Source organism: Streptomyces sp. NPDC051662 (genome assembly GCF_040681655.1).
Taxonomy (GTDB): domain Bacteria; phylum Actinomycetota; class Actinomycetes; order Streptomycetales; family Streptomycetaceae; genus Streptomyces.
On the sequence record NZ_JBFAZD010000008.1, the window covers coordinates 278,487 to 299,627 of the forward strand.

Annotated in this window: 21 protein-coding genes and 4 pseudogenes; 16 read left to right on the forward strand and 9 right to left on the reverse strand. The window is 69.0% G+C overall.

Features of this window, described 5'->3' with window-relative positions; all coding sequences use genetic code 11:
* Positions 1–37: 37 nt before the first annotated feature.
* The 3 genes from lepB to AB0M67_RS16385 all read right to left on the reverse strand — a co-directional run bounded on the left by lepB (position 38) and on the right by AB0M67_RS16385 (position 2,307).
* Complete coding sequence (lepB, locus tag AB0M67_RS16375) at positions 38–703, reverse strand: signal peptidase I (protein WP_365746037.1); 666 nt, start codon at positions 701–703, stop codon at positions 38–40.
* A 17-nt stretch (positions 704–720) separates the two neighbouring features.
* A complete protein-coding gene (locus AB0M67_RS16380; protein ID WP_365746039.1) occupies positions 721–1,200 on the reverse strand; it encodes an MmpS family transport accessory protein in 480 nt (159 codons plus the stop codon).
* Between the two features lie 537 nt (positions 1,201–1,737).
* A complete protein-coding gene (locus AB0M67_RS16385; protein ID WP_365746040.1) occupies positions 1,738–2,307 on the reverse strand; it encodes a helix-turn-helix domain-containing protein in 570 nt (189 codons plus the stop codon).
* 84 nt (positions 2,308–2,391) lie between these two features.
* On the opposite strand from AB0M67_RS16385, the gene AB0M67_RS16390 reads away from it, so the two are divergent.
* The 5 genes and pseudogenes from AB0M67_RS16390 to AB0M67_RS16410 all read left to right on the forward strand — a co-directional run.
* Positions 2,392–3,336 (forward strand): NADP-dependent oxidoreductase, encoded by a 945-nt coding sequence (locus tag AB0M67_RS16390; protein ID WP_365746041.1) that lies wholly within the window; start codon positions 2,392–2,394, stop codon positions 3,334–3,336.
* 88 nt (positions 3,337–3,424) lie between these two features.
* Positions 3,425–4,165, forward strand: a complete 741-nt coding sequence (locus tag AB0M67_RS16395) for an SDR family oxidoreductase (RefSeq protein ID WP_365746042.1) — start codon at positions 3,425–3,427, stop codon at positions 4,163–4,165.
* Positions 4,166–4,248: 83 nt separating this feature from the next.
* The gene (locus tag AB0M67_RS16400; RefSeq protein ID WP_365746088.1) at positions 4,249–5,265 is read left to right on the forward strand and encodes an RNaseH domain-containing protein; all 1,017 of its coding nucleotides are present in this window, start codon (positions 4,249–4,251) and stop codon (positions 5,263–5,265) included.
* A 200-nt stretch (positions 5,266–5,465) separates the two neighbouring features.
* Positions 5,466–5,651, forward strand: coding sequence for a cupin domain-containing protein (locus tag AB0M67_RS16405; RefSeq protein WP_365746089.1), 186 nt, complete (start codon positions 5,466–5,468; stop codon positions 5,649–5,651).
* Positions 5,648–5,935 (forward strand): annotated as a pseudogene (locus tag AB0M67_RS16410) (aldehyde dehydrogenase family protein); the annotation flags it as partial. The gene AB0M67_RS16405 and the pseudogene AB0M67_RS16410, both read left to right, overlap by 4 nt.
* 178 nt (positions 5,936–6,113) lie before the next feature.
* On the opposite strand, the pseudogene AB0M67_RS16415 reads toward AB0M67_RS16410, so the two are convergent.
* A pseudogene (locus tag AB0M67_RS16415) lies at positions 6,114–6,305 on the reverse strand (transporter); the annotation flags it as partial.
* Between the two features lie 190 nt (positions 6,306–6,495).
* On the opposite strand from AB0M67_RS16415, the pseudogene AB0M67_RS16420 reads away from it, so the two are divergent.
* From AB0M67_RS16420 to AB0M67_RS16440, 5 genes and pseudogenes are all read left to right on the forward strand, one after another.
* Positions 6,496–6,705 (forward strand): annotated as a pseudogene (locus AB0M67_RS16420) (flavodoxin-dependent (E)-4-hydroxy-3-methylbut-2-enyl-diphosphate synthase); the annotation flags it as partial.
* Between the two features lie 62 nt (positions 6,706–6,767).
* Positions 6,768–7,823 (forward strand): hypothetical protein, encoded by a 1,056-nt coding sequence (locus tag AB0M67_RS16425; RefSeq protein WP_365746043.1) that lies wholly within the window; start codon positions 6,768–6,770, stop codon positions 7,821–7,823.
* An 82-nt stretch (positions 7,824–7,905) separates the two neighbouring features.
* Entirely contained in the window at positions 7,906–9,348 is a 1,443-nt protein-coding gene (locus tag AB0M67_RS16430) for a cytochrome P450 (protein WP_365746044.1), read from the forward strand.
* The gene (locus tag AB0M67_RS16435) at positions 9,345–9,572 is read left to right on the forward strand and encodes a hypothetical protein (RefSeq protein WP_365746045.1); all 228 of its coding nucleotides are present in this window, start codon (positions 9,345–9,347) and stop codon (positions 9,570–9,572) included. Before AB0M67_RS16430 ends, AB0M67_RS16435 begins: the two co-directional genes overlap by 4 nt.
* Positions 9,573–9,602: 30 nt before the next feature.
* A complete protein-coding gene (locus tag AB0M67_RS16440; RefSeq protein ID WP_365746046.1) occupies positions 9,603–10,706 on the forward strand; it encodes a Rieske 2Fe-2S domain-containing protein in 1,104 nt (367 codons plus the stop codon).
* A gap of 191 nt (positions 10,707–10,897) precedes the next feature.
* Here the strand turns inward: AB0M67_RS16440 and AB0M67_RS16445 are convergent, their stop codons facing one another.
* Positions 10,898–11,218, reverse strand: a complete 321-nt coding sequence (locus AB0M67_RS16445) for a hypothetical protein (protein WP_365746047.1) — start codon at positions 11,216–11,218, stop codon at positions 10,898–10,900.
* Between the two features lie 599 nt (positions 11,219–11,817).
* On the opposite strand from AB0M67_RS16445, the gene AB0M67_RS16450 reads away from it, so the two are divergent.
* From AB0M67_RS16450 to AB0M67_RS16470, 5 genes are all read left to right on the forward strand, one after another.
* The gene (locus tag AB0M67_RS16450) at positions 11,818–12,417 is read left to right on the forward strand and encodes a TetR/AcrR family transcriptional regulator (RefSeq protein WP_365746048.1); all 600 of its coding nucleotides are present in this window, start codon (positions 11,818–11,820) and stop codon (positions 12,415–12,417) included.
* 84 nt (positions 12,418–12,501) lie between these two features.
* The gene (locus AB0M67_RS16455; protein WP_365746049.1) at positions 12,502–13,089 is read left to right on the forward strand and encodes a carboxymuconolactone decarboxylase family protein; all 588 of its coding nucleotides are present in this window, start codon (positions 12,502–12,504) and stop codon (positions 13,087–13,089) included.
* A gap of 108 nt (positions 13,090–13,197) precedes the next feature.
* Positions 13,198–14,103: a fumarylacetoacetate hydrolase family protein gene (locus tag AB0M67_RS16460; protein ID WP_365746050.1), complete on the forward strand. Its 906-nt coding sequence runs from the start codon at positions 13,198–13,200 to the stop codon at positions 14,101–14,103.
* Positions 14,103–15,359: a VOC family protein gene (locus AB0M67_RS16465; RefSeq protein ID WP_365746051.1), complete on the forward strand. Its 1,257-nt coding sequence runs from the start codon at positions 14,103–14,105 to the stop codon at positions 15,357–15,359. The genes AB0M67_RS16460 and AB0M67_RS16465 overlap by 1 nt, the downstream gene beginning before the upstream one ends.
* A gap of 3 nt (positions 15,360–15,362) precedes the next feature.
* Positions 15,363–17,012: a bifunctional 3-(3-hydroxy-phenyl)propionate/3-hydroxycinnamic acid hydroxylase gene (locus AB0M67_RS16470; RefSeq protein ID WP_365746052.1), complete on the forward strand. Its 1,650-nt coding sequence runs from the start codon at positions 15,363–15,365 to the stop codon at positions 17,010–17,012.
* A gap of 32 nt (positions 17,013–17,044) precedes the next feature.
* On the opposite strand, the pseudogene AB0M67_RS16475 reads toward AB0M67_RS16470, so the two are convergent.
* Positions 17,045–17,662: pseudogene (locus AB0M67_RS16475) on the reverse strand (alpha-hydroxy-acid oxidizing protein).
* A 182-nt stretch (positions 17,663–17,844) separates the two neighbouring features.
* Here AB0M67_RS16475 and AB0M67_RS16480 point away from each other — a divergent pair.
* A complete protein-coding gene (locus tag AB0M67_RS16480; protein ID WP_365746053.1) occupies positions 17,845–18,855 on the forward strand; it encodes a hypothetical protein in 1,011 nt (336 codons plus the stop codon).
* 17 nt (positions 18,856–18,872) lie between these two features.
* Here AB0M67_RS16480 and AB0M67_RS16485 read toward each other — a convergent pair whose 3' ends face one another.
* The 3 genes from AB0M67_RS16485 to AB0M67_RS16495 all read right to left on the reverse strand — a co-directional run bounded on the left by AB0M67_RS16485 (position 18,873) and on the right by AB0M67_RS16495 (position 20,914).
* The gene (locus AB0M67_RS16485) at positions 18,873–19,172 is read right to left on the reverse strand and encodes a hypothetical protein (RefSeq protein ID WP_365746054.1); all 300 of its coding nucleotides are present in this window, start codon (positions 19,170–19,172) and stop codon (positions 18,873–18,875) included.
* Positions 19,165–19,509, reverse strand: coding sequence for a hypothetical protein (locus AB0M67_RS16490; protein ID WP_365746090.1), 345 nt, complete (start codon positions 19,507–19,509; stop codon positions 19,165–19,167). The genes AB0M67_RS16485 and AB0M67_RS16490 overlap by 8 nt, the downstream gene beginning before the upstream one ends.
* A gap of 157 nt (positions 19,510–19,666) precedes the next feature.
* On the reverse strand, positions 19,667–20,914 hold the full coding sequence (locus tag AB0M67_RS16495) for a helix-turn-helix domain-containing protein (protein WP_365746055.1): 1,248 nt from the start codon (positions 20,912–20,914) through the stop codon (positions 19,667–19,669).
* Positions 20,915–21,141 lie beyond the last annotated feature (227 nt).

Genomic DNA, 21,141 nt, shown 5'->3' on the forward strand with positions numbered 1-21,141 from the left:
GGCGTCGGCCCCGGCGCTTGCCCTCCGGGGACGCCGCTCACACGTATGCGGTGAATCCTTGTGCGGCCGAGCGCGGCCTGGTCCTCATCCGTCGGCCGATCACCAGGCAGATGCCGCCGCCGACGGTGCAGAGTACGCCCAGAACCGCCGTCAGGCCGAGCGCCACGGGGGCGGTGGCGCTCGCGAGCGTCCGGCCCTGGACCGCGGTGATGGGCACGGTGCCCGAGTGCTCGGCCAGGAAGTACCGCGAGTCGTTGGAGTTCTGCCGGTTGTCGCCCATCAGGAACATACGGCCGGGAGGGACCGTGACATCGAAGTCGGGGGTGAGCGGCCCGATGTCCGTCGGCCCCACGTACGGTTCCTCGACAGGTCGGCCGTTGATGGTCAGAGAACCGTTCGTGGAGGCGATGTGATCGCCACCGAGCCCGATGACGCGTTGCATCACCGCCAGTCCACCGTATCTGTCCGGCATCGTGTAGAGCACGACGTCGCCCCGCCGTACCGCTGTGCCGCCGATCTTCTCCACCGCCACCCGAGCGCCGTCACGGTAGGTGGGTTCCATCGCTTGACGGGCGGTCACCGTCGTGTAGGAGCCCAGGAAGGACACGAGGGCCACCGTCACCATGACGGGCCCGAGGGCCAGAAGGATCACCCCCGCTATCGGCAGGCCACGACCAGCGGGTGGGCGCCGCTTCTCCTGCATCGTCTCTCCGTACTTCTCTAGGCGGGGAGCGGGGCGCTGCATGTCGCCCGTCCGTACGCGCCGGTCGCCGTGGAGCGCTGGACGTGATTGCCGCGGACGGCTATGGCGCATCCGGCGTCGCCGCCCTTGCCGTCGAGCACGATGCTGACGGTGGGCTCGGTGCCGAGCGCGACCTTGACGTCCTTACGCCAGGGCAGTTCGGAGCCGGACAGGGTCAAGGACTCGGCCTGCTTGCCGTGTGCGATGAAGTCGATCTTCACGGTGCCCGAACCGCTGACCTCGTAGGTGACGGAGGCGGTCGGCACCGGCTTCGCCTTCGGCTCGTCGGGGGTGGCGAGGACACCGTAGGTGATCCCGCCCGCGACGAGCAGGAGGAGGGCAACGGCTGCACCGTAGAGGGGGCGGCGGCCGGAACCCGGCTTCTCGGGGCGGTGCTCGGCCGGGTCGGCCGTGGAATCGGCGTCGGTGGTATCGGTGTTCAGGGTGTCGGTGCTCATGGGTCGGGAGCGTCTCCGATACGAGAGGTGACCGGGGCGGGAATTGCTCGACCGGTCGATGGAGGAACAGTGAATTCGCAGGACCGGACCATCGGTCGGAGTTCCGGACAGCTGCCCACGCGTGCTCCCTTCAGGAGTGAATGGCATTCAAATCCGCCTGGTTATACCCCACACCGGGGACCGCGCGAAACCCTTCGGACAATCCCCCCCAAAACCTCTCGTCGCACTGTGGTGACCTGCGGAACATCGAGCGGTGTGCGGTGAAGAGTCCTAATTGTCCCTCCTGTTGACGTCCCGTCACCTGCTTGCGTGGAACGCGCTTTGATTCATCGACAGCGCTCCGATCCCGTATCCGAACGCGCCTTTGCCATGCCCGAAAGCGGGCCGGCGTGCCCGGAAGCGGAAAACCCGGTGGCGCGGTGGCGTAAATGCGCCGCGATTGGCGCGAAGAAGAGGGCGGATAGCCCCTTCACTCTGACCGATTGCGGGCTCCGCGGATGCGGGCAGCGGGAGCGGGTCTGTGCCGAGAGCCTGCCGTCAGCACAAGGCGCTGGCCGCCTGCACTTCGGTGAGTGTCCGCCGCGCGAGTTCAGCGAAGTCGTCGCGGTTGGTCGCGTCCCTCCAGCGCTCGTAGGCGATCTTCCAGGCGAGCGCGCCCAGTTCGGCGGTTACGCGTGAGGTCAGGTCGGGAACGCCGCGGCGCTTGAGTGCGTCGATCATCGATGCGATGAGGCCGAGTTCCTTCAGTGCCTCGCGTTCACGCAATTCCGGGTTGGCGGCGATCACTGCCGACCTCCGGGCGCTGAATTCGCGACGATCGGAGGTGAAGGCTTCCCTGCCGATCGCGTCCAGAGCATGCGCTACGGCTTCGAGGGGGCCGGCCCCGGCCGGTGCCGTGTCGATCCCGTCGACGAGTAGTCCGGTCATCGTGCCCCCGCCGAAGAGCACCTCTCGCTTGTCCGGGAAGTGCCGGAAGAAGGTGCTCTTCGTCAGCCCGGCGCGCTCTGTGATCTCGATGACCGTCGTGTTCTCGTAGCCCCGTTCCTCGAACAGTTCAAGGGCGGCGACGAGCAGTCGCTCGGGTGCGTGGGGTTGCCAGCGGGCCATGGGGGACATCTTACGGCACTTGGTCCCGTCACCCATGTATGGTGATGGGACCAAGTCCCGTCACTTTGTCTGCTGGAGGTACTCATGAGCCGGGCCGTTGTCTACGAGACGTTCGGTGGTCCCGAAGTGCTGGAGCTGCGGGAGGTTCCGGAACCCCATGCCGGGCCGGGCGAGGTCCGCGTCCATGTCACGGCCGCCGGTCTGAATCCCATGGACTGGGGCATCGCCTCGCAGCCCGAGGTCGCGGCCCGGTTCGGCATCAGCGTGCCGTCCGGCTTCGGGTACGACTTCGCCGGGGTCGTCGACGAGGTCGGCGCCCGCGCCACGGGTTTCGCTGTAGGTGACCGTGTCCACGGCGGCGCGCAGGGTAGAGCCGCTGCCGATTTCGTGGTGGTCAAGACGCCCACCGAGGCGCACGAGCCACTCTGGCGCACGCCGGAGGGCATCAGCGACGAGGTGGCGGCCACGCTTCCGGTAGCCGGCATGACCGCCGCCGCCGCGTTGGCCGCGATCGACCTGCGGTCCGGCGACACCGTCCTGGTCGGCGGCGCTGCGGGCGGCGTGGGCGTGTTCGCCATACAGCTCGCGAAGCTCGCCGGCGCCAGAGTGATCGGGACCGCCGCGCAGGGCACGTTCGAGTTCCTGCGCCAGTTCGGTGCCGAGCCCGTGGCCTACGGCCCCGGACTGGCGGACCGGGTACGGGCCCTGGTTCCGGAGGGCGTGACCGCGGCAACCGACCTGTTCGGCATCGAAACAGCCGAGACCGCGCTCGCGCTCGGCGTGCCGCCCGAGCGGATCTCCACGATCGCCGCGGGGCCCAATCCTCCCGGCGGCGTTCGCGCGACCGGTGGTTTCGACGCGAGCCCGGACGCCATGGAACGGATCAGCGACGCGATCCTCGCCGGCGCAATCACCGTACCGATCGCCGCGACCTTCCCGATCGGGCAGATCCACGATGCCGTGACACTGCAAGCCGGACGTCACGTCCACGGCAAGGTCGTGATCAGGCTGCGGCCAGGCCTTCACTGAACACCGCGCCACGCTCTACCCGCCCGGGAGCGAGTGCCCACCGGGGCGAGAACCATCACACCTATTCCACAGACAGGAGATATTCGACATGGGCAGGTACGAGGGCAAGAAGGTCGTCATCACGGGAGGCAGCAGTGGCTTGGGCCTGGCCACCGCCCGGTCACTCGTGGACGAAGGCGCGCGCGTGCTGATTACCGGGCGCGACCAGGACAAGCTGAGTGCCGCCCGTGACCAACTCGGCGAGAACGCGATCGCGGTCCGCAGCGACGCGGCGTCACTGCCTCACATCGATGCGCTGGCCGACCGGGTAAAGGCCGAGTTCGGCACGGTCGACGCCCTGTTCGCCAATGCCGGTGTCACCGGCTCCGCACCGTTCGAAGCAACGAGTGAGGAGTTGTACGACCAACTGCTGACCACTAACGCCAAGGGACCGTACTTCACCGTACAGAAGCTCGCTCCGCTGCTGGCAGAGGGCAGCGGGGTGGTGCTCACGACCTCGGCCGTCAACGTGCTGGGCCTGCCGATGCTCAGCGCGTACGCGGCCGGCAAGGCGGCACTGCGCTCGATGACCCGCAGCCTGGCCCGTGAACTTCTCCCGCGAAAAGTTCGTGTCAACGCTGTCAGCCCCGGCCCGATCGACACCAGGATCATGGACAAGTCAATGCCCCGGCAGTCGGCCGAGGAGACGAAGGCGCTTGTCGCGCAGATCCCCATGCTGCGACTGGGGACCCCGTCCGAAGTGGCCAAGGCTGCGCTCTTTCTCGCGTTTGACGCCACCTACACCACCGGCACCGAGCTCGCCGTGGACGGCGGTGGCACTCAGCTCTGACACACAGCCGGAACGCTGTCGCTGCACACCAACTCCGCTGTGGGCGGGGTGCTGTTCGTCGCGCTCGGAGCGGTCTTCCTGGTATTCGACAGCACAGCTGCTCTGCCGCCACAGCTGCACCGCGCAAGAAGCCGAGCGCGGTCATCCGGATGAACGTCGCCGCGGACGAGGTGCCCCAGTACGTTCCCGTCCCTCGCGAGAGCGATGCGGACACCGAGAAGGAATCCATCCTGTTCGCATCGGCCAAACCGCACCGCGCCGACGTGGACTTCGGACACCCCTTCTGGGTCTTCTTCAACATCCCGCGCAGCTACCAGGCCAAGGGCGGAGTCCTGGGCAGGACCGTCACTCGCCGGGACGCTGATCCGGGCAGGGGCGGCGGGGAGGGGGCATGGGAGACGAACGAACTCAAGACACCCTGGTGGGCCGTCACGGCGACCGAGGTCTATCCAGTCGGCGTCGTCAACGCAGTCGACCGGACGATGCTCGCTCGGGCGACCGCGCGCTTGCGTCACCAGACCATCGCCTGGTCCGACCGCTCCCGCTGCCCCCACCAGCCGACCGGCAGCAGCGGCGTCGGCCATCTGCTGATCTGCGTCGGCATCCGGGCGGTGGCCGATCGGTTGTCGACGACACCTGGCGCTCTCGCACTCGCATCGCCACCGCCGCCGCCACTGGCGTACCCCTTCAGCCCGTTGTTCACCAGGAGGTTAGGAGGTTCCCGAATGATCGCGCTGACTGTCTCCCTGCAGGTCGTCCCCGGCCACCGCGACGCCTTCCTCGCCGCCATCGAGGAGAACGCCGAGCGCTCTTTTACCGACGAACCCGGCTGTCGCTCCTTCGATGTCGTCTGTGACCTGGCCGACGACCACCACTTCGTCTTCCACGAGATCTACGACGACGAGGCCGCGGTCGAGGCCCACCGCGCCGCCCCGCACTTCAAGGTCTGGCGCGAGGCCGCAGCCCAGCACGTCGTGCCCGGCAGCCAGATCAACACCCTCGCCCGCCGCCTACCACCACTCCTGACGGCACCCTCGAAAGGGACCAACCGCCGTGTGCACCAAGCCCGCACAACCCAACCTGCTTATCCACCCCGATGAGGTCGAGCGCTTCGACCGTGGCTAGGGGTCGCCACGGTCCCCTACGTCGGCAAGTGGAACTCCGAGCAGGCCGTCATCACCACGGGCCAGACCGTGTTCCAGCCCGGCACCGGACTCCCCCTGCACAGCCACAACGTCGAGGAATCCGTGCTGATCCTCGAAGGTGAGGCGACCGCCGAATAGACGGCGAGTTCTTCGACCTGGAAACGGGCCAGGCCACCTGGGTCCCAGCCGGTATCCCCCACCGCTTCTACAACCGAGGTGAACGCGTCATGCGGATCTACTGGGTGTACGGCGGTCGGGACGTCACCCGCACTCTCGCCGCCACGGGGGAGACCTTTGATCACCTTTCGGAACACGATAAGGGAGGGGCTCCCACCTCATGAGCAGCACCATTGAGGTCGTCAACCCCGCCACCGGCGCTCTGATAGCGGCATATGAGGGGTGGAGCGCGGAACGCGTCGAAGCCGCCGTGGAAAGGGCACACGCGGCAAGCCGCGCCTGGGCACTGGTCCCGGTCACCGAGCGAGCCATACGCGTCGCCGAGCTCGCCCGCACGCTGCGCGAACACAGCGATCAACTCGCCTCGTTGGCTGTCGCGGAGATGGGTAAGCCCATGGGCGAGGCGGCGGGCGAGGTCGAGAAGTCAGCCGTCACGGCCGCCGCACACGCTGGTCGCCGGCACGTCAGAGCAGGGCACCGTAAACGCGGGATCGCCGGTTACCCGAACCGGCGATCCCGCGCATCATTGATAGCCCACCGCCGCGACCTCCCCGTACGTCGAAAGGCACCATCCGACGCCCACAGACCAACCGCGAAACGCTCGCGGCCAACGTGCCGTCGAGCGATCACGCCGCTGCGCAGCTCGCACGGAACAGCCCCTCGGCACGCTCCACATCCCTCGGAGTGCGCAACCGCACCTCCAGGTCGCCCGTCCCGTGGTGGCCGAGCCTCGTCACATCCCGGGTGAACCCGGCGACGAGATCGACGTCCTTCGGGTCGCCCATGAGTTGGACAAGCAGCTTGCTCCGCTGCGGCGGACGGACAGGATAAAAGTCAAGCCAAGGGAGCGCGGGACGGAGACGAGGGGCGCGGGCTGGGGCGGGCTGTGCTCCGATGACCAGACTCCGCGCCGTATCGGGATCACCGTTGGTCTGTTGGTATAGAGAACGTCGTGCCGAATGCCTCTGCAAGCGGCCGACACAACCTTATCCTCGATGACTTCCCCCACCCCTGTGCGTCGCCGTGATGGGTCGCGTCGTCAATGGCCCCGGCGAAGCCCGCGAGGCCGACCTCGGCGTCTCCTGCGGCAACGGCAAGGGCCAGATCTTCGTCCAAGGCCAGGTCATCCGCACCGTCCCCGAGAACCGGATCGTCGAAGCCCTCCTCCACGAGGCCCTCAGCCTGACCGGGGAAGCCGGTGCCCCGCCGACTCCCTGAACCCCTCGGGCCTGCCCGTCACCACCGCCACCGTCCGCACGTTCCGCAGCAAAGGGGTACCCATGACCGGGACATTCGCGCACAGTTCCGCCGCGGCGTTCAGGCTGCCGCCGCTCTACTGCCCGCTGGAACCGTCCTCGCACCCGGAAGCCGACGTGATCGACAAGCGGGCGGCACAGTGGATGAACCACTGCCCCATCCCGCAGGACCCTGCCGAGCGGGCCGGCCTGCTGGGAAGCCGCAGCGCGGCCTTCGTGGCCAACAGCAGCCCCCAGGGACACACCGAACGCCTGGAAGCCACCGGCCGCTGGTTCTTCTACGCCTTCGCCCTGGACGACTGGTTCGAAGCCTGCCCGTCCCTGCACGACGTCATCGACGTGTGCGGCGCGATGCAGCGGGCGTTGGAGGCCCCGGACGCCACCCTGCTGGACACCCCGTTCATGCCCGCCTACCTCGACATCGTCCGCACCCTCCGCGGCTTCGCCACACCCGTGCAGTTCAACCGCCTCACCGTCGGCTACCGCATCTACCACCAGTGCATTCCCTGGGAGGCGAGCTACCGGCTGCGGGGCCATCTGCCCGACCTCAATACCCAACTGGTCCTACGCCTGGGCGTGTCCGGGTTCGAGGCCTTCTTCGCCATGATCGAAGTCTGCAACGACCAGGAGATGCCCGCGTGGGAGTACGACGACCCCGCCCTGCGGGCCCTGCGGGAGATCGCCGGCCTGCTCCTGCTGTGGATCAACGACCTCTCCTCTTTCGCCAAGGACGCCCGCGCCGGGGACGGACAGAACAACCTCGTCATCGGCCTCATGAACGAACTGGGCTGCACCCATGCCCAAGCCGTCGTCCAGGCCATCGCCATCTGGAACCGCAGCATGGCTCTCTTCCTCAGGCTGCGCGATCAACTGGCCGCCCACGCAAGCCCGGAACTGCGGCACTTCCTCACCGACCTCGGCAACATGGTCGCCAATGTCGTCCACTGGCACCGGGACAACCCCCGCTACGCGATGGCCGCCCCCGCCCTGGAGGTCGCCACCAGCCCGCCGCCCGGACTCGACCCGGCCCCGCTGACCTACCCCTCCATCGCCTGGTGGTGGCAGCACCTCACCCCGTGAGTCCCGTCGTCCCACACTCAGGACACCTCTCACGGCGCCGGGTCACCCCCGCTCACCACGCCTGCTCCTCAAGGAGTCCCGCATGAATCCGGAACCCTCCCGCCATACACCGGCTCCGCAGTGCGCTGGGCCCCGCGGCCTGACGCAGGTGCCCACGCTGCCCGGGCGTGTACCCCTGATCGGCCATCTGCTGCAGCTGTGGCTCGATCCGCTGGCGTTCCTACGGTCGGTGGAGCATGCCGGAGACATCGTGCGGGTGGACCTGGGCAGCCTGCCCGTGTACTTCCTGACCACCCCGGACCTCGTCCACCAGGCCCTGGTGACCCACGCCCGGGTGTTCGGCAAGGGCAGGTTCTTCGAACGGGCCCGCGCAGCCCTCGGCAACGGACTGGCGACGACCGACAGCGAGGTGAACGCCCGCCAGCGGCGACTGGTGCAACCCGCGCTTCACCGCACGCGCATCGCGGCCGTGTACGCCCAGGTCATGCAACGGCGTGCGCGGTCCATGGCGATGTCCTGGCAGCCGGACGAGATCGTCAGGGTGGACAGGGCGATGCATGAGCTGACCGCTGGGATCGTGGCCGAATCGCTGTTCTCCTCCGGGCTCAGCCAGACCGCGCTCGATGAGGTGTGGCGCTCCCTGCAGGTCCTGTCACGGGGCGTGGTCGTACGGGCGGTCGCCCCCGCGGTCCTCGACCGGCTCCCGATCCCGCTCAACAACGGGTTCAGTGACGCAGGTGTCCGCCTGCGCCGGATCATCGACGAGGTGATCCGGCACGCGCGTATCGACAGCGCCGGCCGCGACGACCTGCTGACGAAACTGCTGGAGGCCCGGGACACCGAGACGGGCGAAGCCATGACCGATACGGAGATCCGCGACCAGCTCATCACACTGCTGCTCGCGGGAACCGAGACCACGGCCACCACGCTGGCGTGGGTCTTCCACGAACTGGCCCGGCACCCCGACATCGAAGCGCGCGTCCAGGCCGAAGTCGACGAAGTAGTCGGCAACGGGCCGGTCGACGTCGCCGACCTGCATCGCCTCAAGTACCTCGACCGAGTGCTGCAGGAGGTCACCCGCCTCTACGCGCTCGTACTGATCACCCGCAAGGCCACCTCGACAGTCACGCTCGGCGGTGTCACGTTCCCCGCCGGGACCGAGGTCGCGTACAGCCAGTACGCCCTGCACCGCGATCCGCGGACATACCCGGACCCGGAGCGGTTCGATCCCGACCGGTGGCTCCCCGGCCGATCGCCGCAGGGAACGCCCATTCCCTTCGGCAAGGGGAAGTACAAATGCCCGGGCGAAGCGTTCGCATGGGCCGAGATGCTCATCTCGGTGGCGACGATCACCGCCCGCTGGCGGCTCGTTCCGGCACAAGGCTCCACGGTCAAACCGGTCCTGGCCGAAATGCCCCGGCCGAACGCACTGCCGATGATCGCCGTCCCCCGGCAGGCCGTTGCGCGGACACCGCAACCCGGGACGGGTGATCCCACGGCTCGGGAGGAATCCGACCGGCCGTGACCACACGCGAATCGGCACCCCCGGCGCCCTACAGCCGCCCCGCCCCGCTCAGCGGTCTGATCGAGAAGGCCCACGACGACAATGCGCGGCTCCCCCATCCGGCATCCCCCGACTCGGTGCACCGCCCCCGCCTGCCCCATCCGGACGGCTGGTTCGCCATCGCCTTGAGCGAAGACGTGCCCCCGGGAAAGATCCGGCCGCCGATCACACTCAATCACCGATGACATCAGGCTTATGCACTCACGGAGGAATCCATGGCATTCCGCGATACGGCCAACAAGTGGTACACGGTGCCGGACCAGCGCGCGACAGCGGCCGACGCCGCGTTCCCCGCCGCGCTGCCCAACCCCAGAGGCTGGTTCTGCATCGGCTTCACCGACGAGGTCCGGCCAGGGCAGGTGCTGACCCGTCGCTTCGTGGACCAAGACGTCGTCGTGTACCGCACTCAGGCCGGGCTGCTGCGCGTGGTCGATCCCTACTGTCCACACCTGGGCGCTCACCTCGGAGTCGGCGGCCGAGTCGACGGGGAAGACCTGGTCTGCCCGTTCCACGCCTTCGCCTTCAGCCCCGACGGCACGTGTGTCCGCACCGGATACGGCACCCGGCCTCCCAAAGCGCGCCTGGGCCACCTGGAGATCCGCGAGAAGCACGGCATGATCCTCGCCTGGTACGACCCCACAGGCGGCCCCACCTTCGAAGTCCCGGAGCTGGACACCGAGGGCTTCTCCCCTCTGGTGCACACCATCGCCGAACTGCCCACCCATCCCCAGGAGATGGCCGAGAACGGCGTGGATACCGGGCATATCTCCGTCCTGCACGGGGCCGTCATTCCCGACACGCCCGTCTACCGGTTCGAGGGCCCGACAATGTACGGCCGTTCGACTATGCGGATCAAGATCCCCTACGTCCCGTGGGGGTCAGTGACCACCACCTACGAGGGCGAGGTCCATGGCCTCGGCTACATGTTCGCGGTCATCCACCTGCCCCGCCTCGGCCCCGCGCTGAGGATCTGGGCTCTGCCCACCGTTGTCGGGCCCTGGCGGATCCAGCTCCGCTGCGCTGCCAGCTTCGCCCTGCCCCTACCCGGCTGGCTTCCGTCCCAGCTGAACCGTGACGCTCTGCTGGCCGCCTCCACATGGCTCTGCCGGTACGGGTTGCACGTCACGCTCAACAGCCTCGTCCTCGGACCCGACACTCCCATCTGGCACACCAAGCAGTACCAGTCAGCCCCCCGGCTCGCCGAAGGCGACGGCCCCATCGGGCGCTACCGGCGCTGGGCCCGCCAGTTCTACAGCACACCGCCCCCATCAGGACACGGCGAAACGCCAGAACACGAATCGCCTGTGCCCCCTGCGTGACCCCGGCAGCCAAGTACAGGCCAGAGTCGGCCCGCGAGCGGGACAGGACCATCAGCGGGGCCAGCGTCACCGACGCCCGGCTCCGCCAGCGGCGGCAGCCGTGGGGCTTCTCTGGGACTTCGCGCCCCGAGCGGGGGCACATCTCACCCGTACTCCGCCCTACCGCGGTGAATGGGCTCTGCCCGCCACCGCTACCGCCCCCGGCCCTGGCGGGCCGCGCCGACCGCTGTCAGCAGCCACAGCGCGACGGCGATCCACAGCAGGACGCGGCCGAGGGTCCCGGCCACCGGCAGTCCGGCGGTCGCCGCCACCACGAGGCAGGCGACCGCGGTCATACCGAGCGGGAACACAGTGGCCCACCCAAGGGGGCCGCGCGGATCGCAGGCGTCTGTCAGTTTGGCCGCTGCCAGCGCGGAGATCGACAGCGCCCCGCCCGCCACCCAGTGGTCGCCGGCGCCCGTACGCACCTGGCGCCAGTCGAAGTGGGCCAGCGCCAGCCCGTACAACGCCACCCCCAGGCCGTCGCCACTGCTCCGTGCTGCACACCAGCCGCACTGTGAACGTCGCGGCGAATGCCACCCACAGCGCGCCGGCGAAAATGAGCGCGACCGCGGCCAGTGCCTTATAACCCGTCAGGTCCATCCCGACGGAGAGGACTCCGGTCGCCATCACGGCCGTCCCGGCCGCAGGCGTAAGTTCCTTCACCGCTCCACGGTGGAGCGCTCCGGTCGGGAGACCGTCCGTACACGCCGGGGCGGGGCCACATGGCACTCAGCTCGTGGGCACCTGAGCGACCGTCATCAACAGATCGAGGTATGAGCGATTCCCCTCGGACAGTAGAGGCGGCGCATGCAAGTGGCACAGCTGACGCCCTCTCATTCCAAGGCAAAAGCTGCTCATTCCACCAGGAATCCTCACTCGGAAAGGTGACGAGGGACTGCTTATGAGCACCGCCTCCACGACCGGTCGCGTCCCCTCTCGGCACGTGGCCGTCGTGGGCCGACAGCGAGGCCGCCGGCCGGCCGCCCGGTAAATAGTACGGTTGCGTTTCTCCCGACCCTGGTCTACGGTGATGGTACGAAACCGTTCCGTACTAAAGGGAGCCTCTGCGATGGCCCGTACCAGCGGTGATGAGCCGATCCGCCGTCCTCGGATGACCCCCGAGCGGGAGCGGGAGCTGCTCACCACGGTGATGGATGTGGTGCGCGAGGTCGGATACGACGAGTTGTCCATGGACCTGGTCGCGGCAAGAGCGCGGTGCAGCAAGGCCACTCTCTACCGGATGTGGCCGGGCAAGCCGCAGATGGTCGCGGCGGCGCTCTACGCCACGCGCCCGCTGCGGCCGGAGGAGATCAACACCGGGACGCTCCGCGGCGACCTGATGGCCATGGTCGATCTGTTCGGCCCGACCGCGGAGAAGGACTCGGCGCTGATCGCCGCACTGGGACATGCCGTACTCGCCGACGAGGAGCTCGCCGAGGCACTGCGTACCACGCTGGTGCAGCCCTGGTTCACCGATCTCACCGGCATCGTCGACCGGGCCGTCGAGCGGGGTGAGCTGGCCTCCAGACCCGCCGCGACGGAGTTCTTGCCCCAGCTGTTCCTCAGCGCGGCGCTGACCCGGCCGGTATTCGCGGGAGTCCCCGCCGATGCGGAGCACCTCGCGCGCTGTGTCGACCATGCGCTGCTTCCCGCGCTGCTGCACACCTGACCCGGCCGGCTGATGGAAATGTCGCTGACCAGCCGGAGCACGCCGAGCCCCTGAGTACGGAGAGCGACCGATAGGGGCAGAGTCATGACCCGAGACATCACACCACCGACCATGTCCGTCCTCACCCCCCTGGCGCCCGCCGAGCGCACGGAGGAGCAACGTGAACTGCTCTCCGGAATCCACGCGGACGACGGGGACGACGGGGACGACGCACCGAATCTCTTCAGCACAGTGGTGCGCCACCCGGCACTGTTCCGGGCCTGGCTGCCCTTCTGCGTGCAACTGCTGGCGCACTCCGTGTTCCCGGGCCGGGAACGCGAGCTGCTGATCATCCGCACCGCCTGGCGCTGCGGAAGCGCCTACGAACTGGCCCACCACGTTGAACTCGGCGCCCGGGAAGGGCTGTCCGAGCACGAACTGGCCGCGCTCACCGGTGAAGCGCCGGCGACCTGGTCCCCGCGCGAACGCCTGCTGATCGCCGCGGCCGACGAACTTCATGCGAACCACGTGATCCGCGAGAGCACCTCGCGTGAGCTGAGTGCGCTGCTGACCACGGAGCAGCTGGTCGAACTGCCCATGCTGGTGGGCCACTACATCCTGCTCGCCGGAACCCTCAGGTCCCTGGGGGTGCCGCTCGACGGTCCGCATGCCGCGTCAGCGTTCCCTCTCTAGAACTTCCCTGATCTTCCCGAGCTTCCCGAGTTCCGGAACTTCCCGAGTTTCCGAACTTCCCGAATCACCGAACCTCCCTGACACCTTGAGCCGAAGGAGGGCGCTGTCATGCGCCTAGGAGTCATCGCCAACCGCCTGGTCCTCGTCGACCAAGACACCGCCGTCGATCTGGAGCAGGCCAGCAAGGGCCGCTTCCCGGCCGATCCCGAGCGGGTCTTCGACACCTGGGACGCCCTGGTCGAGTGGGCCGCCACGCACACCTGGGACGAGGAGCAGGAGCGTCTGCCTCTCGACGGGCTGGAGAATCCCGTACCGGCGCCGCGGCAGGTCTTCGGTATCGGCGCCAACTACCGGGACCACCTGGAAGAGGCCGCCCGGGCCCAGGGACACCAAGGTGAGATCCCGGTGCCCGGGACACCGCTGATCTTCACCAAGTTCCGCACCAGCCTCACCGGCCCGCACGACCCCATCCCGCTGCCCACCAGGAATGTCGACTGGGAGGTCGAACTCGTCGTCGTCATCGGCCGGCACGCCGACCACGTGGCGGAGAAGGACGCCTGGAGTCATGTCGCCGCCCTCACGGTGGGCCAGGACATCTCCGAGCGCGTGATGCAACTGGCGGGCATCGCCCCGCAGTTCTCCATGGGCAAGTCCTTCCCCGGGTTCGGTCCGATGGGCCCCGTACTCGTCACACCGGACGAGTTCGACGACCCCGACAACCTTGAGATCGGGTGCAGCCTGGACGGCCGGGTCATGCAGAGGGGACGCACCAGCGACCTGATCTTCTCGGTCCCCGAGCTCATCGCGCACATCTCCGGCGTGACCCCTCTGCTGCCCGGCGACGTGATCTTCACGGGCACGCCCGCGGGCGTCGGCGTGTTCCGCGAGCCGCCCGTCTTCCTCCGGCCCGGCGACACTCTTGTCACCTGGGTCGAGGGCATCGGCGAGCTGCGCAACCCCGTGGCGGCGGGTCCCGGTTACTCCGCCACGGACAACGAGAAGGGAGAAAAGTGATGACCACCTCGACCCCCGAAAAGTCCGGCAGGGCATCCGAGCGGTACGACGTCGGCGGAGTGCTTCTGCCGCGCCCGTTCAAGATCCGGCGCTTCGGTCACTTCGGCTTCAACTCCGACCACCTCGACGAATCGATCGCCTTCTACACGGACCTGCTGGGCTTCCGTGTCACCGACGAGGTCAGCCTCTTCGACCAGGTACCGCCCGAGGTACGCCCCCTGCTGGAGGGCGTCGTCAGCGACCCGCGGATGATCTTCACCAGCAACTCCTCCGATCACCACGCGCTGCTGCTGGCCCACCGCACCTTCGGCACCGTCAACGGCAACGACCGGATCGCGAGGGACATCACCCTCAGCCAGATCACCTGGCAGGTCGGCAGCCTCCAGGAAGTGCACGACGCGGAGGAGTACCTGCACGCCAAGGGCGTGGAGTTCGGGCGCGTCGGGCGGGACATGCCCGGCGGGAACTGGCACATCTACTTCCGCGACCCGGACGACAACATGGTCGAGCTGTACTACGGCATGGAGCAGATCGGCTGGTCCCGCAACTCCAAACCGCACGCGATGCACTACCGGGGTTTCGACAGCAGGCCCCCGCTGCCCCAGATGTCGGAAGCCGCGGAGATCCGTGAGGCGCTGGAGAAGGGCATCGACATCCACTCCGGCCGGCGGCCCGCCGAGTCGCACCTGAACGAGACCCACGACGTGGGTGGCATCCTCCTTCCGCGCCCCTTCAAGGTCACCCGGCTCGGCCCGGTGTCGGTCTTCACCGAGCGCATGGACGAGATGGTCACGTACTACACGGAGCTGCTCGGCTTCGAACGCGTCGAGGAGTCCGAGTACCGCGGCAAGCGCGTCGTGTTCCTGCGCAACGGCACCGAGCACCACTCCTTCGTGCTGGCGGACAAGGCGCTGCGCGGCATGCTCGGGCTGAGCGAGCACACCTCATGCCTGAGCATGGGCATGGAGGTCGGCAGCTACCGCCAGCTGCGCGCGGCGGTGGACTTCCTGGTCGGCCACGGCCACACACTGGTCGACCTCCCGCCCGAGCTGTACACGGGCATCGACTACGCGGCCCACCTGCGCGACCCGGACGGCCACCTGGTCTGCCTGTACTACTACATGGAGCAGGTCGGCTGGGACGGCAGGCCGCGGCCGCACAGCGAACGCCGTGCCGTGACCGGCACCTGGCCCGACTCGCTCGAACCGCTGTCGGACACGTACGTCGACCAGACCTATATGGGACCGCTGGGCTGAACGATGAACGACGACACGAACACGACGAACGACGACACGACGAACGACGACAGGACGAACGACGACAGGACGCGGCCCACAGACGCCGATGTGCTGATCGCGGGCGCCGGCCCGGTCGGCCAGGTGCTGGCACTTCTGCTGGCCCGGCAGGGGCTGCGCGTGAGTGTGGTGGAGCGGTGGGCGCGGCCCTACCCGCTGCCGCGCGCCGTGGCCATGAGCCACGACGTCCAACGAGTCCTGCGGCAGCTCGGCATGGGCGCCGAACTCGACGGGATGCTCGAACCCTGGGGCCTGGACGGGCAGCGGTTCAGCTTCGCCGACGGGGCCGGGCGGACACTGGGCGAGTCGGAGTATCCGCTGGAGTCGGAGTCCGGGCACGCGCAGATGTCCGGGTTCTCGCAGCCCGACCTGGAGACCCTGCTGGAGCGGCGGGTGCGGGCCGACCTCCGGATCGACCAGTACCGGGGCTTCTCGCTGGACGGGCTGACCGACGACGGGAACGGCGTCAGCGTAACCGTACGGCCGCACACGGGGCTGGCCCCGGTGCCGGACGGAGCGCCGCGCACACTGCGCGCGGCCTACGCCGTCGGCTGCGACGGCGCCAACAGCACTGTGTGTTCGCTGCTGGGGCTGGAGATGACCGACCTCGGCTTCGACCGGGACTGGCTGGTCGTCGACGTCATCCCGCACTCGCCGCCGGACTGGCTCCCCTACGCCTGCCAGGTGCTGGGCCCGGGCAGGCCGACGACTCTCGTGCCTGCGGGACCGGGGCGGCGCCGGTGGGAGTTCATGATCATGCCAACGGACGACCAGGAGTCCGTCGACACCGACGAGAACTCGTGGGAGTTGCTCAAGCCGTTCGACATCCACCCCGGCAACGCCGAGCTGGTCCGGCACGCCCGGTACACCTTCCGGGGCCGCTGGGCCGACCGGTGGAACATGGGCCGTATCGTCCTGGCCGGGGACGCCGCACACCAGATGCCGCCCTTCACCGGCCAGGGACTGAACTCCGGCATCCGCGACGCCGCGAATCTCGCCTGGCGCCTGGCCCTGCTGGCCCGGGGCGAGAGCGACGACCGACTCCTGGACGACTACTCGGCCGAGCGCTCCGGGCAGATCGCGCGGATCATCCAGGACACGGTGGGCCTGGGCCGGCTGATCTGCATGACCGACCCGGACGAGTGCGCGGAGCGCGACGCCCTGCTGGGTGGAAGCGTCGGCATGGTCCACGAGGTGCGGCAGAACTGGACGCTGCGCGCCGGCACCCTGCAGGACGACGGCATCGGCGGCCGTCTGGGACTGCAGGCCACGGTCGGTGCGGGGGCGCGGACCGGTCTCCTCGACGAGGTGATCGCTCCGGGGAGCCCGGGGAGCTTCCTCCTGCTGGGGCGGGACCGCGACCCACTGGAACTGCTCTCGCCGGCCCACCGCACGGCCTGGAAACGGCTGGGAGGCCGCAGCGCCCACTTCGGGCCCGGCGGACTCACGGACACCGAGGGCACGTACGCCGCATGGTTCAAGCGGCTGAACGTGTCGGTCGTCGCGGTCCGCCCCGACTTCCACATCTACGGCGGGGTCCGCACTCCGCACGCCGTGGACGCACTGGTGCACAACCTGTCCGAACGCGTCCTCGCCGAGCGCACCGTGTCCTGACCGGTCACGGCTTCGTCCGCGGTCGGCCGCCGTCACCGCACAGCGTGTGCCGTGCCGGGTGTCGGCCGAAGCGTCTCAGGGGTGAGGTCGGCGAGGGTGGCATGGCCGTCGATCGCCATGACGAGATCGGCCTCGGCGAGCATGCGCGCAGTACGTGGACGAGGCCCTCGGTGCCGCCGATCGCCAGTGCGTACGCGTACGGCCTGCCAACCGCCACCGCGGTGGCGCCGAGTGCCACCGCGGTGGCGATGTCGGCGCCCGAACGGATGCCGGAGTCGAAGATCACCGGCATCCCGTCCGCGGCCGCCACCACCCCCGGAAGCACGTCCAGGGCCGACAGGCCGCGGTCGGCCTGTCGGCCGCCGTGATTGGCGCACTACGCGCCGTCCATCCCGGCGTCCCTGGAGCGCCGTACCTCATCCGGATGGCAACTGCCCTGGCACGAGCCCCCACCCGTTGAAGGCATCGACGTTGGCACGCTGGGTGTGCTCGTCACCGGACCCGCCCGCGACGTACGACACGATCGACGGCGGCAGGGCCTCCCGGCCCCTGGCCTCCAACTCGGCGCCCGACGTCGGGTACAGCGGTACGATGGCGCGCAGCCCGTCCTGGTAGATCTCATCCTGGTAGTCACCGAACGGCGCGGTCATCTCGCTGCCCCTCTCGGCACATCTCTCACGATGGCGGACGACGTTTACGAGACCGCCCGTCACGATTCGCCCGCCATGACGGGTCCGTCGCGGGGCCGACGTATGGTGACGACAAACCCACCCACCGGCGGCAGTTCTACTGGCCCAGCCGCTACTCCCCGGACACGGACCAGGACAAGCACGTGAACTACCCCCGCGTATCCGCACGACTGCTCAGCCGTGAGTTCCTGCCCGGTATCACCGACGCGCTGGAGAACACCGACGGCCGGCTGCTGCGCGACGGCGCACACTGGCTCGTGACCCGACACGAGGGCACGATCGCTGTCGGCAGGGTCGGCACCGATCCGTCCCAGGTACTCGCCGACCGCACCACGTGGACCAACCCGGCTCCGAACGACCCCAGCCAGTACTGCTCGCCGCTGCCCGACGGCGCCCTGGCCATCAGCACCCGGGAGGCCGTCACTGTCTACGAGACCGGTGGAACCATCCGGTGGGAACACCGCCACAGGGACTGGCAGCATTCGCCCGAGGCCGCTGGCGCATGCACGGCCGACCCGGCCGGCCAGGTAGTTCTGGCGACCATGGCCGGACCCCTCGGATCCGACGGGCTCTCCGCAGGCGACATCTGCCGCGCCCTCGACCTGGCATCCGGCGAAGTGCTCGCCGAGCACGTCCTGCCGTCCTTCTCGGCGACATACGCCTTCCAGCAGTTCCCGGACGCACGCCCCGAGGTCCTGCTCACCGCCTCCATGGGCCAGGACGGCGCCCACTGCCTCGTGATCACCTGCACGGCCGGCGGACTCGACGTCCGGGCGGCGGGCACCGCCGAGGAACCCCACGTCGGCCTCGGCACGGACGGGGTGCTGGTCAGCCAGGACGTCGGCGGCGGATACCTCTGCCGTACGCAGGACGGCGCCGACGACGTCATCATCGAGGCCGGCGACGTACTGCCCGAGGACTGGGTCTTCGTCGGCTACACCCCTGGCTTCGTCGACGACAAGCGGATCCTGGTCGTGGCGGCCGAGGAACAGTGGGCGGAGCAGGGCACGCACCTCCTCCTCGACGCACGCACGCTCAGGCCCATCGCCGAACTCGACTACCCACAGGCCCCGGGGGCTCGGGCCGTACCGCTGGGCGACGGCACATGGCTCACCCACGACCAAGAGAGAGTCCAACGCTGGACCACAGACTGACCCAGACCCACCCGAAGCTACGGCGGACCCGACTGCCACGCGCCGGGCTCGGCGCGGAGTATGGCGCGGACGGTCTGCTCGTAGTGCTGGTGGCCGGTCTGAGCGCAGTGTCCGGCGATCCAGCGCGTCAGCTCGTCCGGGGTGTGCAGGGTGCCGGAGGTGGCACCGCAGTTGCGTTCCTCGCCGGTGACGCAGACCGCCGTGAAGGCCGGCAGTGCCAGGGGGTCGGGGACGGTGGTCACGTGGTACTCGCGGAAGCGGTAGCGCCCCCGTGCGGAGTCGCGGACCGGTGCGTCGGTGTCCGCAGAGTCAGGCACCCTCGTCGCCCTCTTCCTCTTCCGGGGCCGGGAGGCGCTGCCCGCGCGAGTTGGCTACTCGGAGCGCGTCCGCCAGGGCCTCGGTCAATCGGCAGGCCGGCCAACGGAATTCGGTGGCCGACAGAGTTGGCGCTCCGGGAGCCGCGGCTTCTCGGGCGTGCTCCAGCAGCTCCTGGCCCATGCTGAGCTGTACCGTCTCGATGCTGTCGGCGAGGGTGGAAAGGTAGCCCCGGCCATCGGTGCTCAGGTAGCAGGGCTTCCCCTCCGGGCTGGTCCACGGCAGTAAGCGGGGACCTCCGCCACCCGACGCGGCGTCGTACAACTCTCCGCGGCGCATGCGGTCGGCATCGCTCCTGGGCTGGCTCACTGGGCGCCCCCGGCCTGGGTCACTGATGGTGGACACACCGACCGTAGGCACTGACCAATCGTCACCCCAGGCGGGAACCGTGGCAGTTCGCGACTCTTGGTTCACGAACTGCCACGCTGTGTGGCAGCTACCCGACGACGCCCAGGTAGTCGGCCATTTCGCGCATCTCCGTCGTAAGGGTGCGCTTGCGCTTGCCCAGGATCTCCTGCATGGTCTCGGCGGCACCGTTCTGGTGCCGCAGCCACTGCGGGGCGGCTTCCCTTGCACGGGTCAACTCGTCCATGGCGGCGGACAGGTCGCCGGTCCGGGTGTGGGCGCGCGCCATATCGAGGGTGAAGCGGTTCCCGTCGTTGGTGCTGGGCCTGCCCAGGCGCTTCCACGCCTTGGGCGACAACTCCTCCTGCTCGCCTGCCTTGCGCACCACCGCGCGGGCGTCGCCGATAACCAGGGAGTCTTCGAGTGCCTTGACAGCGACGGTGACCGGCCCGAAGACGGACCAGTGCCGGGAGACATTGCGATGCGCCGTCCCGACCGCGGTTGCCGCGACCCGGGCGGCTTGACGGTACTCCTTCGCCTCGTCGGGACGGTTGTTCCTCGCGGCTGCTGCGGCGGCCTCCATCGCCAGGCCGCCCCACACCGCGTAGTGGTCCGGCTCGGCCCCGGTGATCTTCGGCTCCATCGCGTCCATGCTCTGGGCGGCGACCTGTTCCGCCTCGTCCAACCTTCCCTGGCGCACCAGCAGCCAGCACATGCAGCCGACACCTGAGCCCGCCGCGAGCATGTCTCCAGCCTGACGGGCGTCCATGATGGCGCCGCGCACAGCGGCGTACGCGATGTCGTACTGCCGTACCTGGGTGAGGTAGGTGCCGGCCAGACGCAGCGCCTCGGCGCGGGCCAGCAGAGCCTGCCGGTGCTCGTCCCCGCCGGCGTAGTAAGCGACGGCTTGTGCGGCATCCCGCAGCAGGCCCGGCAGTTGGGCCGCGACGCTCTTGTAGCTGTCGGCGAAGTACAGCACCCGTGCGTCTTGCAGCGTCCGCCGGAAGGTGCGCAGGTTCGGTTCCTCGGCCACGGCTTCGGCGTCCTGGTCCACGAGTCCGACGGCCGGGGTGAGGACGGCGCGGAGCTGGATCAGGTTGACGCGGTTCGGCTCCTCGGTCAGCCCGACGGGCTCCGGGGCATCGGACGCCATCAACGCGGCGGTGGTCACTCCGAGCGCTCGGGCGAGTGTGTGCAGGGTCTCCATCCGGATGGTGCCGCCCTGCTCGGCCTTACGCACGGTGCCCGGCGATACGCCTGCGGCGTGGGCCAGTTCCTCCTGGCTCATCCCCGCGCGACGCCGGTACTTGCGGACGTTGTCGGCCAGCTCCGTAATCATCAACTCACCACCTCCCACTCCACGGTACGCCCGGCCGGCACATCAACCGGGGACGATCCGGCAGACACCCACCCACAGGGGTGCCCCACCAGGCGGCGGGCCGACTCCGGCAGCATCCGGGCCTGAGCGGGAGGGGTCCCTCGTCGGTCGGGCAGCTCCGCCGTGCCAGGATTCCCCGGGGGCCGCCAAGGCTCACCTCGTGACGCGTGCGCTCGGCCTTGGCGGCC